Consider the following 13135-nt stretch of genomic DNA (forward strand, 5'->3'; position numbering starts at 1 on the left):
CCGTCGAAAGCGATGTGCCTACTTGTTCCCGCGCTTCGCGAGGCTGTGCCTACTTGTTCCCGCGCTTCGCGAGGAAGGCCTCGACCTCGGCCTTGATCTCCGGCGTGTCCAGCCCGCGCACCGTCATCGTGGTGCGGCGGCGCAGCACGTCGTCCGCGGTGTACGCCCACTCGTTGTCCGCCGCGTACGCGACCTGCGCCCAGACGTCCGGGCCGTCCTCGTGGATCGGGCGGCCGAGCTCCGGGTTCTCGTCGATCATGCGGGCGATGTCGAAGGACAGGGTGCCGTAGTGGCTGGCCAGGTGCTTGGCCACCAGCGGCTCCATCCGCGAGCCGGGCTCGCGGTCGATCAGCAGGCGGTGCGCCACCGCGTTCGGCGCGCCGACGCCCGGCAGCGGGACGGTCGGGGCGATCGGGGACATGTCCTCGCCGAGGCTGGTGCCGGGCACGTGGGCCAGCTTCTCCAGCACCGCGCGGCCGATGTGCCGGTAGGTGGTCCACTTGCCGCCGGAGACCGACAGCATGCCGCCGCGGCCCTCGGTGACGACCGTCTCGCGCTTGGCGGCGGCGGTGTCGCCCGGGCCGCCCGGCAGCACGCGCAGGCCGGCGAAGGAGTAGGTGATCAGGTCGCGGTCGAGGTGCTCGTCGCGGATGGCGTGCGCGGCCTCGCCCATGATCTGGTCGATGTCCGCGTCGGTGGCCCGGACGTCCTTCGGGTCGCCGGTGTACTCCTCGTCGGTGGTGCCGAGCAGGACGTGGTCCTCCCACGGGATGGCGAAGGAGACGCGGTACTTGTCGATCGGGATGGTCAGCGCGGCGCGCCACGGCGAGCGGCGCTTGACGACCACGTGGGCGCCCTTGGAGAGGCGGATCGACGGCGCGGCGCCGGCGTCCTCCATCTTGCGCAGGTGGTCGACCCACGGGCCGGTGGCGTTCAGCACCAGGCGGGCGTCGATGCCGAACTCGCTGCCGTCCAGGCGGTCGCGCAGCTCGGCGCCGGTGACCCGGCCGCCGGTGAAGCGCAGGCCGGTGACCTCGGCGTGGTTGAGCACCACGGCGCCGGCGTCGACCGCGGCGCGCACGGTCATCACGGCGACGCGCGAGTCGTTCATCTGGTGGTCGCCGTAGACGGCCACCGAGCGCAGGCCCTCGGTGCGCAGCGCGGGCACCTGCTGGGCGGCGTGCGCGGCGGTGGAGACCCGGCCCATGCCGTCGCGGAAGGCGGACAGCGCCGAGTAGAGGAAGACGCCGGCGCCGAGCTTGGCGGCGCCGTGCGGGCCGCCCTTGTAGACCGGCACGAAGAAGGTCAGCGGGTTGACCAGGTGCGGGGCCACGTCGGTGGAGAGCGCGCGGCGCTCCTTGTGGTTCTCCGCGACCAGCTTGACCGCGCCGGTCTGCAGGTAGCGCAGACCGCCGTGGACGAGCTTGGAGGAGGCGCTGGAGGTGGCGCCGGCGAAGTCGCCGGCGTCGACCATGGCGACCTTCAGGCCGGCCTGGGACGCGGTCCAGGCGACGGCCGTGCCGAGGATGCCGCCCCCGATCACCAGCAGGTCGTAGGTGGCCTTGCCGAGCAGCTCGCGGGTCTCGGCGCGGGAAGCGGTGCGGCCGGCGGTGCGCTCGGCGCCCAGGGTCGGGATGGTTGCCATGGTGGTTGTGTACGGCGCGCGGGTCGGGCGGCGCCGTTACTCCTCTCGTGTGCGGTGCGGCCCCTGCGGGAGAGGCCGGTCGGCCCGGTGCGGCGGGCCGTGAAACCAGTGACGCCCGTTGTCGGAACAGCGGGCGGCCGGCCGGGGCGCGGAGCCCCGACCGGCTCGTCGGTCAGTTGTTCTCTTCCTCCTCCACCCAGTCCATGGTGCGCTCCACGGCCTTGAGCCACTTCTTGTACTCGCGCTCCCGGGTGGCCTCGTCCATGCGCGGGGTCCACTCGGCGGCGCGGTGCCAGTTGGCCCGCAGGGTGTCGAGGTCGTTCCAGAAGCCGACGGCGAGACCGGCCGCGTAGGCGGCGCCGAGGGCGGTGGTCTCGGCCACGTACGGGCGCTCGACCGGGGCGTCCAGGACGTCGGCGATGTTCTGCATGAGCAGGTTGTTGCTGGTCATGCCGCCGTCGACCTTGAGGGCGGTGAGCTCGACCCCGGAGTCCTTCTGCATGGCGTCGACGACCTCGCGGGTCTGCCAGGCGGTGGCCTCCAGGACGGCCCGGGCCAGGTGGCCCTTGGTGACGTACCGGGTCAGGCCGGCGATCACACCGCGGGCGTCGGAGCGCCAGTACGGGGCGAACAGGCCGGAGAAGGCCGGGACGAAGTAGGCGCCGCCGTTGTCCTCGACGGTGTTGGCGAGGGTCTCGATCTCGGCGGCGGTGGAGATGATGCCGAGCTGGTCGCGCAGCCACTGGACGAGCGAGCCGGTGACGGCGATCGAGCCTTCCAGGGCGTACACCGGGGCCTGGTCGCCGATCCGGTAGCCGACGGTGGTCAGCAGGCCGTGGTACGAGTTGACGACCTTCTCGCCGGTGTTCAGCAGCAGGAAGGTGCCGGTGCCGTAGGTGGACTTGGCCTCGCCCTCGTCGAAGCAGGTCTGGCCGAACAGCGCGGCCTGCTGGTCGCCGAGCGCGGAGGCGACGGGGACGCCGGCCAGGTCGCCGACGGCCTCGCCGTACACCTCGGCGGAGGAGCGGATCTCCGGCAGGACGGACATCGGGACGTCCATCGACTCGGCGATCTTGTCGTCCCACTGCAGGGTGTGCAGGTTCATCAGCATGGTGCGGCTGGCGTTGGTGACGTCCGTGACGTGCTTGCCGCCGTTGACACCGCCGGTGAGGTTCCAGATCACCCAGGTGTCCATGGTGCCGAAGAGGATGTCGCCGGCCTCGGCGCGCTCGCGCAGGCCCTCGACGTTGTCCAGCAGCCAGCGGATCTTCGGGCCGGCGAAGTAGCTGGCCAGGGGGAGGCCGGTCTCGCGGCGGAAGCGGTCCTGGCCGACGTTGCGGCCCAGCTCGCGGCAGAGCCCCTCGGTGCGGGTGTCCTGCCACACCAGCGCGTTGTGCACCGGCTCGCCGGTGTTCTTGTCCCACAGGACGGTGGTCTCGCGCTGGTTGGTGATGCCGATCGCGCGGATGTCGTCCTTGGTCAGGCCGGCCTTCTCCAGCGCGCCGCGGACGACCGACTGCACCCGGGTCCAGATCTCGGCGGCGTCGTGCTCGACGTAGCCGGGCTGGGGGAAGATCTGCCGGTGCTCCTGCTGGTCGACGGCGACGATGCGGCCGTCGGCGCCGAAGATGATGCAGCGGCTGGAGGTGGTGCCCTGGTCGATCGCGGCGATGTAGTTACCGGTGGAGGTCATGGGGAGGGTCCTCGGCTCTGGTTCGGGGGATACGGGGTGGGTGGGCCTGACGAGCCTGCTCGGTCAGTCCCCGTGTGCGGCGGGGTCGACACCGCTCATTTCGAGAGGGGTCTCTAGAAGATGGCGTTGTAGACGCCGCCGGCCGCCAGGCCGCCCAGGATCGGGCCGACGACCGGGATCCAGGCGTACGACCAGTCGGAGCCGCCCTTGTTCGGGATCGGCAGCAGGGCGTGGGCGATGCGCGGGCCGAGGTCACGGGCCGGGTTGATCGCGTAGCCGGTCGGGCCGCCCAGCGAGAGGCCGATGCCGACGACGGTGAAGGCGACCATCAGGGTGCCGGTGCCGGACTGGGAGAGTCCGGAGTTGGTGCCGATGGTGAGGATCGCGAAGCAGAGCACGAAGGTGCCGATGACCTCGGTGATCACGTTCTGGATCGGGTTCCGGATCTCGGGGCCGGTCGAGAAGATGCCGAGGGTGGGCTCCTCGTTCGCGTTGAACTGGCCCAGGTAGGTGGCCCAGACCAGTACGGCGCCGATGATCGCGCCGAGCAGCTGGGAGCCGAGGTAGAGCGGCACCTGGCTCCAGTCGCCGCTCTTGACCGCGAGGGCGATGGTGACGGCCGGGTTGAGGTGGGCACCGGACTTCGGAGCCGACATGTAGGCGGCGATGAGGACCGCGAATCCCCAGCCGAAGGTGATCGCCAGCCAACCGGCGTTGACGGCCTTCGACTTCTTCAGGGTCACGGCGGCGCAGACGCCACCGCCGAGAAGTATCAGGGCGGCGGTGCCGAGGGTTTCGCCGACGAAGACGTCGCCGTTGGAGAACGCGGACACAAAGACTCCCTTGTCCATATGGCCCGGAGGGTGGTGGGGGCAGGCGGTCGGTCGATCGCTGTGCGGGTGAGCTCACTGTGGGAGTGATCTCTCCGGCCATCGTTCGACAATGTCGACCGTCATGCGGAAGCTTCCTCCCCAGGTCGCCCCCACGTCAAGGCGGGGTTACGCAGCTGTGACCCGCGCCTCGACGGGTCCGTCGAGGCTACCGAGGGGAGCGTCCCGAAACCGGACAAAACGCCCGAGGCGCGGACAGGCCTCCCGGCCGTCCGCGCCTCGACGTGACGAATCGGCGGCTCTGGGCGAGCCGTCCGTGGGTGTGTTCGGAGACGTACTCCGAGGTGTGCTCCGAGACGTACCCGGGGGTGCGCTCGGAGGGTGGGTCCGTGGGGGTGCGCTCAGAACCGTCCGGCGCCCAGGTCGCGGGAGATCGCCCGCGCCGCGCTGCGCACCGAGGCCACCAGCGAGGGCTTCACGAAGCCGTCCTCGCAGACCCGCTCCACCGCCCCGCTGATGCATACCGCGCCCACCGGGTTGCGCCGCCGGTCCTGGATCAGCGCGCCGATCGAGGCCACGCCCTCCCAGGTCTCCTCGATCGAGTCCGCCCAGCCGCGCTCCCGGATCAGCGCGCACTCGGCGTCCACGTCGGCCGCCTCGGTCAGCGTCCGCATGGTGTACGACTCGTACGGTCCGTCGCCCAACTCCCCACGCGCGACCGGGTCGTAGGCCACCAGCACCTTGCCCAGCGCGGTGCTGTGCAGCGGCTGCATCGAGCCCACCTCCAGCACCTGCCGGGTGTCGTCCGGCCGGAACACGTGGTGCACGATCAGCACGCCCTGCTGGTGCAGCACCCCGAGGTAGACCGTCTCCCCGGCCGCCCGGGCCAGGTCGTCCGCCCACACCAGCGCCCGCGCCCGCAGCTCGTGCACGTCCAGGTAGCTCTGCCCCAGCCGCAGCAGTTCGGCGCCCAGCTGGTACTTGCCGCTCTCCGGGTCCTGCTCGACGAACCCCTCCTGCTGCAGCGTGCGCAGGATGCCGTGCGCGGTGCCCTTGGCCAGGTCCAGCGCCGTCGCGACCTCGGACAGGCCCAGCCGGCGCTCGCCGCCGGCCAGCAGCCGCAGGATCGCGGCGGCCCGGGAAAGCGACTGGATCGGGCCGGGCATGGGAACCTCCGCGCTGACAGGCGGTCGACATTGTCGACCGCAGGGGTGACGGGACGAGTCTGCCAGGCCGCCGAGGCTCCGTGCACCTTCCCCCCGGGTAACCGCCCCCGACCCCTGTCGACCAGCGGCGTCGACCCGCGGTCCGGGCCGTCGCGTGCGCTCCCGCCCGCCGCGCCGGCACCCCGCCCGCGCCGTCAGTCCGACGCTCCCGCCCGCTGCGTCCGCTGCACCGTCACCTCCGCCGCCAGCGCGGCGATCCCGTCCGTCCCGACCCGGCAGCAGCCGCCCACCAGCCGCGCGCCGTCCGCGAGCCAGCCATCCACCCGGGCCGAGCGGAAGGTCGGCTCGCCGCGCCAGCCCCGACGGGCGGCGTCCCAGCGCTCCCCGCTGTTCGGGTAGACCACCACCGGCTTCCCGGTCACCTCGGCGGCCACCGCCACCGCCCGGTCCGCGTCCCGCGGCGTGCAGCAGTTGACGCCCACCGCGACCACCTCGTCCACCCCGGCGGCCACCGCGAAGGCCTCCGCCAGCGGCTGCCCGGCCCTGGTCCGGTCACCCTCGATGCTGTACGACAGCCAGGCCGGCACCCCCAGCCCGCGCACCAGTCCCAGCAGCGCCCGCGCCTCGTCCACGTCCGGCACCGTCTCCAGCGCCAGCACGTCCGGCCGGGCCGCCGCCAGCACCTCCAGCCGCGGCCGGTGGAAGTCCGCCAGCTCCGCGACGCTCAGCCCGTACCGGCCCCGGTACTCCGAGCCGTCCGCCAGCACCGCCCCGTACGGGCCCACCGAGGCCGCCACCCAGCGCCGCCGCCCGCCCGGCTCCGGGCGCGCCGCCTCCCGGGCCAGCTCCACACTGCTCGCCAGCAGCCGCGCGGCCTGCGCCCGGCCGACCCCGCGGCGCGCGAAGCCCTCGAAACTCGCCTGGTAGCTCGCGGATATCGCGACGTCCGCGCCCGCCGCGAAGTACGCCCGGTGCGCCGCCAGCACCGCCTGCGGGTCGTCCGCCAGCAGCCGCGCGGACCACAGCTCGTCCGAGAGGTCGTGCCCGTCCGCCGCCAACTGGTTCGACATCCCTCCGTCGAGCACCAGCGGACCGGCGGCCAGCGCGGCGACGAAGTCGGGCGGGGGGAGAATGGGCATGTCGGTCTCCTCTGGCAGAGTTCCTGGTCACAGCCTAGGACGGGGCGCTCCGGCCGAGTGCCCCGGCCGTGGAGGAAAACCGTTTGCCGCCGGGGAAAGCGCTCGTTACGTTGTGCTCAGCCCGAGAAGAACAGCACCGGCGGCCAGGCCGGCGGCACCGGAACGCACGGAAGGGAGCCCGGCGATGGCAGTGGACGACCAACCGCCCTTCACCGGGCCCCGAGCCGAACAGGAGTGGCTCGCCGCGTACGATCCGCGCGCCTACGCCCCGGTCGCCGTCACCGTGGACGTGGTCGCCCTGACGTTGCGCCACGGCAGCCTGCACGTGCTGCTCGTCGAGCGCGGCGCCCCGCCCCACCAGGGCTGCTGGGCGCTGCCCGGCGGCTTCCTGCGGGCCGGCGAGGAGAGCTTGGACGAGGCCGCGGCCCGCGAGCTCGCGGAGGAGACGGGCCTGCGGGGCGCCTCCGCGACCGAGACGCTCTGCCGGCTCCACCTCGAACAGCTCGGCAGCTACGGCGCCCCCGAGCGGGACCCTCGGATGCACGTCGTCTCCGTCGCCTACCTCGCCTTCGCCCCCGACCTGCCCGACCCCCAGGCCGGGACGGACGCCGCGGCCGCCGCCTGGCACCCCGTCTCCGACCTGGACCTCCGGCCCCGTGGCCGGTCCCGAGCCGCCGGTGTGCCCGCCGACACCCACGGGGGTGGCGTCGACGGGCGCACCGGCCCCGGCCCGCTCACGCTGGCCTTCGACCACGCCCGCATCCTCGCCGACGGCCTCGACCGGGTGCGCGCCAAACTCGAGTACAGCCCGCTGGCCACCGCCTTCCTGCCGTACGACTTCACCATCCCCGACCTCCGCGCCGTCTACGAGGCGGTCTGGGACGAGAAGCTCCACCCCGGCAACTTCCACCGCAAGGTGCTGTCGGTGCCCGGCTTCGTCGAGAGCACCGGCACCACCACCGAGCGCGGCGGCGCCCGCGGCGGCCCCCGTGCCCGCACCTACCACGCCGGCGACGCCCGGCTGCTGCACCCCGCGCTGCTCCGCCCCGCCCGGGAGGAGAGCACCGAGGACACCGGGGCGCCCTGAGCCTCCCCGGCCCGGGGCACCACCGCCGACGGCCGGGCTACCATCCGGCCATGACGACTGACGAAGCGATCCAGAGCGCCCACCGGCCGTTCTCGCACTGCCACTTCTGCGGCACGCCCTACCCGCCCGGCACCCTCGCCTGGCCGCGCACCTGCCCCGGCTGCGCCGAGATCAGCTACCGCAACCCGCTGCCCGTCGCGGTCACCGTCCTCCCCGTCACCCGCCCCGACGCCGACCCCGCCCTGGTCGTCATCCGCCGCACCATCGAGCCCGGCTACGGCGAACTCGCCTTCCCCGGTGGCTACATGGACTACGGCGAGAGCTGGCAGCAGGCCTGCGTGCGCGAACTGCACGAGGAGACCGGTATCACCGCCGACGCGGCCGAGATCACCCTGATCCACACCGCCTCCGACCCCAACGGCCGCTTCGTGATGCTCTGCGGACTACTCCCGGCCAGACCGCTCGCCGACCTCCCGCCCTCGCGCCCCACCGACGAGACCGACGGCTGGCTGCTCGCCACCGCCGAGACCCCACTCGTCTGGGACTTCCACAACGGCGTCCTGCGCCGCTGGTTCGGCGGCGAGTTCACCCGGCGCTGACCTCCCGCCGACCTCCCGTCCACCCATCGGCCGACCCTGGCGCGGCGGGCGATCACGTGGCATGGTCTGCACCGACAGCCCAACCGGACGGGTCTGCCACGAGCCCTCCCGTCCCCACCACCGGCCGGGAGACCACCACCGTGAGCACCCCACCACAGGACCAGCCGCTCTGGCGCCCCACCCCCGCTCGCGCCGCCGACACCACCCTGGTGGCCTTCCAGGCCTGGGCCGCCGAACATCACGGCGCCCCGGCCGCCCCCCTCGCCCCGGCCACCGACGACCAGCAGGCCGCCGAGCGCTACGCCGCCCTGCACGCCTGGTCCACCGAGGACCTCGACCGGTTCTGGACCGCGATCACCCAGTGGTTCGACGTCCGCTTTCGGCAGGCCCCCGAAGCCGTCCTCGCCGACGCCACCATGCCCGGCGCCCGCTGGTTCCCCGGCGCCCGCCTCAACTACGCCGAGCACGCCCTGCGCGCGGCGGACAACCCCGCCAACGCCGACCACCCCGCGATCCTCCACCTCGACGAGACCACCGAGCAGCCGGCCGTCCTCACCTGGTCCGAACTCCGCCGCCAGGTCGGCTCGCTGGCCGCGGCCCTGCGCGCCCGCGGCATCGGTCCCGGCGACCGGGTCAGCGCCTATCTGCCCAACGTCCCGCAGGCCGCCGTCGCCCTCCTCGCCACCGCTGCCGTCGGCGCGGTCTGGACCAGCTGCGCCCCCGACTTCGGCGCCCGCAGCGTCCTCGACCGCCTCCAGCAGATCGAGCCCGCCGTCCTGTTCGCCATCGACGGCTACCACTACGGCGGCAAGGACCACGACCGCACCGAGGTCGTCGCCGAACTGCGCCGCGAACTGCCCAGCCTGCACACCGTCGTCCACGTCCCGCTGCTCGGCGCCCCCGCCCCCGAGGGCGCCCTGAACTGGGACGACCTGGTCGCCGACGACGTGGAGCCGGTCTTCGAGGCCGTCCCCTTCGACCACCCGCTCTGGGTGCTCTACTCCTCCGGCACCACCGGCCTGCCCAAGGCCATCGTCCAGAGCCAGGGCGGCATCCTGCTCGAACACCTCAAGCAGGCCGGCCTCCACCTCGACCTCGGCCCGCGGGACCGCTTCCTCTGGTACACCTCCACCGGCTGGATGATGTGGAACTTCCTGCTGGCCGGCCTCCTCGTCGGGTCCACGATCGTCACCTACGACGGCAGCCCCGGGCACCCCGACACCGGCGCCCTCTGGTCGGTCGCCGCCCGCACCGGCGCCACCGTCCTCGGCACCTCCGCCGCCTACGTGATCGCCAGCCGCAAGGCCGAACTCCACCCCGGCCGCGACCTCGACCTCTCCGCCGTCCGCTGCATCGGCACCACCGGCTCCCCGCTCCCGCCCGACGGCTTCCGCTGGATCTACGACGAGGTCAAGCAGGACGTCTGGCTCGCCTCCGTCAGCGGCGGCACCGACGTCTGCTCCTGCTTCGTCGGCGGTGTCCCCACCCTCCCCGTGCACCTCGGCGAGATCCAGGCCCCCTGCCTCGGCGCGGCCGTCGAGTCCTGGGACGCCCAGGGCCACCCCCACACCGACGCCGTCGGCGAGCTCGTCGTCACCAAGCCCATCCCGTCGATGCCCACCGGCTTCTGGAACGATCCCGAGGGCACCCGCTACCACGACAGCTACTTCGACACCTACCCCGGCATCTGGCGCCACGGCGACTGGATCACCGTCACCTCCCGCGGCACCGTCGTCATCCACGGCCGCTCCGACTCCACCCTCAACCGCCAGGGCGTCCGGATGGGCTCCTCGGACATCTACGAGGTCGTCGAGCGCCTCCCCGAGATCGCCGAGTCCCTGGTCATCGGCCTGGAGGAGCCCGACGGCGGCTACTGGATGCCGCTGTTCGTCGTCCTCGCCCCCGGCGCGGAGCTGACCGACGACGTGATCGGGCGCGTCCGCACCTCGCTGCGCACCGAGCTCTCCCCGCGCCACGTGCCCGACGAGGTCATCGCCGTCGGCGGCCTCCCGCACACCCTCACCGGCAAGCGGATCGAGGTCCCGGTCAAGCGCATCCTCTCCGGCACCCCGCTGGAGCAGGCCGTCAACCCCGGCTCCGTCGACCACCTCGAGCACCTGCGCTTCTTCGAGCGGCTCCGCCTCGACCGCCAGGCCTGACCGGCCCGGCGCGAACGAAAGGGGCGCCCCCACCGCGATGGTGGGAGCGCCCCCTTCTCGTCTCTTATGCCGTCACTCGCCGGAGAGCACCTGCTGCGCCGCGGCCCGCGCCTCCTCGGCGCTGTCCGCGGCCCGGGCCGCCTCGGCCGCCCGGCGGCACTGCGCCAGCGTGTACTTGGCGAGCGTGGTCCGCACGTAGGGGATCGAGGCCGCGCCCATCGACAGGCTGGTGACGCCCAGACCGGTCAGCACCACGGCCAGCAGCGGGTCGGAGGCCGCCTCGCCGCAGACGCCGCAGCTCTTGCCGCTCACCCGCGCCGCGTCGGCCGCCGCGGCGACCAGGTCCAGCAGGGCCGGCTGCCACGGGTCCTGGAGCCGGGCCAGCGCACCGACCTGACGGTCGGCCGCGAAGGTGTACTGGGCGAGGTCGTTGGTCCCCAGCGACAGGAACTCGACCTCCTGGAGGATCGCCCTGGCGCGCAGCGCGGCCGACGGGATCTCCACCATCGCACCGAACTTGGCGTCCAGCCCGGCCTCCCGGCACGCGGCCGCGAAGTCCTTGGCGTCCTTGCGGTCGGCCACCATCGGGGCCATCACCTCAAGGTGCACCGGCAGCCCCTCGGCCGCCTTGGCCAGCGCCTCGAGCTGGGTGCGCAGCACGTCGGGGTGCTCGAGCAGGGTGCGCAGCCCGCGCACGCCCAGCGCCGGGTTCGGCTCGTCGGCGGGGGTGAGGAAGTCCAGCGGCTTGTCGGCGCCGGCGTCCAGCACCCGGACCACGACCCGGCCCTCGGGGAAGGCCTCCAGCACCTTGCGGTACGCCTCGACCTGCTTCTCGGCACTGGGCGCCTTCGCCGAGTCGTCCAGGAAGAGGAACTCGGTGCGGAACAGGCCGACGCCCTCGGCGCCGTTCTCCAGCGCGGCCGGCACGTCGGCCGGACCGCCCACGTTCGCCAGCAGCGGCACCCGGTGACCGTCCGAGGTCTGCCCCGGGCCGGAGGAGGAGGCCAGCGCGGCCTTGCGCTCGGCGGCGACCGCCCGCAGCTCGTCCTGCTTCTCCCGGGACGGCTCCACCAGCACGTCGCCGGAGCTGCCGTCCACCGCGACGACGGTGCCCTCGGCGACCTCGATCGCACCCGGCAGTGCCACGACGGCCGGCACACCCATCGCCCGGGCCAGGATGGCGCTGTGGCTGGTCGGCCCGCCCTCCTCGGTCACGAAGCCGAGCACCAGCGTCGGGTCGAGCAGCGCGGTGTCGGCCGGCGCCAGGTCCCGCGCGAACAGCACGTACGGCTCGTCGCTGTCCGGCACGCCCGGCATCGGCACACCGAGCAGCCGGGCCACGATCCGGTTGCGAACGTCGTCCAGGTCGGCGACCCGCCCGGCCAGGTACTCCCCGGCGGAGGCGAGCAGCGCCCGGTAGGCCGCGAACGCGTCGTAGACGCCACGCTCGGCGCTGCTGCCGACGGCGATCCGGCGGGACACGTCGGCCATCAGCTCAGGATCCTGCGCCATCAGCGCCTGGGCCTCCAGTACGGCCTGCGCCTCGCCCCCCGCGAGGTTGCCGCGCGCGATGAGGTCGGCGGCGACCGCCTCGACGGCGGCCTGGGCCCGGGCCTGCTCCCGCGGGGCGTCCTCGGTCGGGATCTGGGTGGCCGGGGGCTCCAGTACCGCCGTCCCCATGTGCCGCACCTGGCCGATCGCGACCCCGTGGCTCACGCCCACGCCGCGCAGCGTCTTCTCCATGTCACCTGTCTCCGCTGAGATGAGCGGCCCCGCCGGGAACCGCTGTGTGGGGGCCGCCCCGTCATCTCGTTCGGGGCGGGTGTCGGAAGGAAGAGATCAGCTCCAGCTGAACAGCTGGTCGCCCGCCTTGGCCTCGCCGTCCTCCCGCAGGTCGCCGAGCGACTCGGCGGTGGCCTCCAGGGCCACGATCGGCGAGATCGGCGACTTGCCGGCGGCCTCGACGGCGGCCGGGTCCCACTTGATGACGGCCTGACCGCGGGTCACCGTGTCGCCCTTGGCGACGAGCAGCTCGAAGCCCTCGCCGTTCAGCTGGACGGTGTCGATCCCGAGGTGGGTCAGCACACCGTGGCCCTCGGCGTCCACCACGACGAACGCGTGCGGGTGCATGGAGACGACGACACCGTCCACTGGGGCGAGCGCCGTGGTCTGCTCACGCACCGGGTCGATCGCGGTGCCCGGGCCGACCATCGCACCCGAGAACACCGGGTCGGGCACGCCCGCGAGCCCCACGATCTTGCCGGTCAGCGGCGACGTCACAGTGGTCATGGTTGTGCCTCCCAAGTACGCGGTACAGCGAGCGGCCGCGAGGAGCGGCACGACGATCAACTGAAGCCTAAATGATGTCAACTAGGGACATCTGCTGACATTCCCGGGCGAAGAACCGCCCGCGCCTGCCCAGTCGGCCGGCGGCTCACCGGCCCGCGAGTGGTCTAGTCCTCTTGGCCGATGCGCCGCACTCTACAGGCATCTTGGCGAAACGGGACCATTGCTGTATATGCTCGCGAGAGCAACAAATCATGCCGCCGTCCGGGGGACTCCCGGTGCGCCCCGATTCGCGCTCCGGTCGGCCACCCGCTATGGTTGGTCGAGTCGCCGCGACTCCGCGGTTAACGCCAGATTGCAGATGTGAAAAGCCCCGGTAAACGGAGCGGAAAACATCTGCTAGGCTGGAAACACGAAAGAACGAAGCCCGGAGGGCCCGCTGGAAGGCGGTCCGAAGGAAGCGTCCGTTCCTTGAGAACTCAACAGCGTGCCAAAAGTCAACGCCAGATATGTTGACATCCCCGGCCTCAG

General features: G+C 72.9%; 10 protein-coding genes. 3 read left to right on the plus strand and 7 right to left on the minus strand.

Features of this window, described 5'->3' with window-relative positions:
• Positions 1–49: 49 nt before the first annotated feature.
• The 5 genes from ACGF0D_RS28540 to mmuM form a co-directional block, all read right to left on the minus strand.
• Positions 50–1645: an FAD-dependent oxidoreductase gene (locus ACGF0D_RS28540; RefSeq protein ID WP_392883885.1), complete on the minus strand. Its 1596-nt coding sequence runs from the start codon at positions 1643–1645 to the stop codon at positions 50–52.
• 172 nt (positions 1646–1817) lie between these two features.
• Entirely contained in the window at positions 1818–3338 is a 1521-nt protein-coding gene (gene glpK / locus ACGF0D_RS28545) for a glycerol kinase GlpK (protein ID WP_392883883.1), read from the minus strand.
• 113 nt (positions 3339–3451) lie between these two features.
• Positions 3452–4171, minus strand: coding sequence for an MIP/aquaporin family protein (locus ACGF0D_RS28550; protein ID WP_392883881.1), 720 nt, complete (start codon positions 4169–4171; stop codon positions 3452–3454).
• Positions 4172–4569: 398 nt separating this feature from the next.
• Entirely contained in the window at positions 4570–5334 is a 765-nt protein-coding gene (locus ACGF0D_RS28555; RefSeq protein ID WP_392921054.1) for an IclR family transcriptional regulator, read from the minus strand.
• 194 nt (positions 5335–5528) lie between these two features.
• Complete coding sequence (gene mmuM / locus ACGF0D_RS28560; protein ID WP_392883878.1) at positions 5529–6473, minus strand: homocysteine S-methyltransferase; 945 nt, start codon at positions 6471–6473, stop codon at positions 5529–5531.
• A 184-nt stretch (positions 6474–6657) separates the two neighbouring features.
• Here mmuM and ACGF0D_RS28565 point away from each other — a divergent pair, with 184 nt between their 5' ends.
• The 3 genes from ACGF0D_RS28565 to ACGF0D_RS28575 all read left to right on the plus strand — a co-directional run bounded on the left by ACGF0D_RS28565 (position 6658) and on the right by ACGF0D_RS28575 (position 10318).
• Positions 6658–7560 carry an NUDIX domain-containing protein gene (locus ACGF0D_RS28565; protein WP_392921055.1) on the plus strand — a complete coding sequence of 301 codons (903 nt, stop codon included), beginning with the start codon at positions 6658–6660 and terminating at the stop codon, positions 7558–7560.
• Positions 7561–7610: 50 nt separating this feature from the next.
• Positions 7611–8159 (plus strand): NUDIX domain-containing protein, encoded by a 549-nt coding sequence (locus ACGF0D_RS28570; RefSeq protein ID WP_392921057.1) that lies wholly within the window; start codon positions 7611–7613, stop codon positions 8157–8159.
• 140 nt (positions 8160–8299) lie between these two features.
• A complete protein-coding gene (locus ACGF0D_RS28575; RefSeq protein ID WP_392921059.1) occupies positions 8300–10318 on the plus strand; it encodes an acetoacetate--CoA ligase in 2019 nt (672 codons plus the stop codon).
• A 72-nt stretch (positions 10319–10390) separates the two neighbouring features.
• Here ACGF0D_RS28575 and ptsP read toward each other — a convergent pair whose 3' ends face one another.
• Together ptsP and ACGF0D_RS28585 are read right to left on the minus strand one after the other, a co-directional pair.
• Positions 10391–12061, minus strand: coding sequence for a phosphoenolpyruvate--protein phosphotransferase (gene ptsP / locus ACGF0D_RS28580; RefSeq protein WP_392883872.1), 1671 nt, complete (start codon positions 12059–12061; stop codon positions 10391–10393).
• A gap of 96 nt (positions 12062–12157) precedes the next feature.
• Positions 12158–12607, minus strand: a complete 450-nt coding sequence (locus tag ACGF0D_RS28585) for a PTS glucose transporter subunit IIA (RefSeq protein ID WP_392883871.1) — start codon at positions 12605–12607, stop codon at positions 12158–12160.
• Positions 12608–13135 lie beyond the last annotated feature (528 nt).

The organism is Kitasatospora sp. NPDC048298 (assembly GCF_043201465.1).
Lineage (GTDB): Bacteria > Actinomycetota > Actinomycetes > Streptomycetales > Streptomycetaceae > Kitasatospora.

Coding starts and splice junctions, on each gene's coding strand:
- ACGF0D_RS28540 (WP_392883885.1), bottom strand. CDS start 1,645: ATGGCAACCATCCCGACCCTGGGCGCCGAGCGCACCGCCGGCCGCACC.
- glpK (WP_392883883.1), bottom strand. CDS start 3,338: ATGACCTCCACCGGTAACTACATCGCCGCGATCGACCAGGGCACCACC.
- ACGF0D_RS28555 (WP_392921054.1), bottom strand. CDS start 5,334: ATGCCCGGCCCGATCCAGTCGCTTTCCCGGGCCGCCGCGATCCTGCGG.
- mmuM (WP_392883878.1), bottom strand. CDS start 6,473: ATGCCCATTCTCCCCCCGCCCGACTTCGTCGCCGCGCTGGCCGCCGGT.
- ACGF0D_RS28565 (WP_392921055.1), top strand. CDS start 6,658: ATGGCAGTGGACGACCAACCGCCCTTCACCGGGCCCCGAGCCGAACAG.
- ACGF0D_RS28570 (WP_392921057.1), top strand. CDS start 7,611: ATGACGACTGACGAAGCGATCCAGAGCGCCCACCGGCCGTTCTCGCAC.
- ptsP (WP_392883872.1), bottom strand. CDS start 12,061: ATGGAGAAGACGCTGCGCGGCGTGGGCGTGAGCCACGGGGTCGCGATC.
- ACGF0D_RS28585 (WP_392883871.1), bottom strand. CDS start 12,607: ATGACCACTGTGACGTCGCCGCTGACCGGCAAGATCGTGGGGCTCGCG.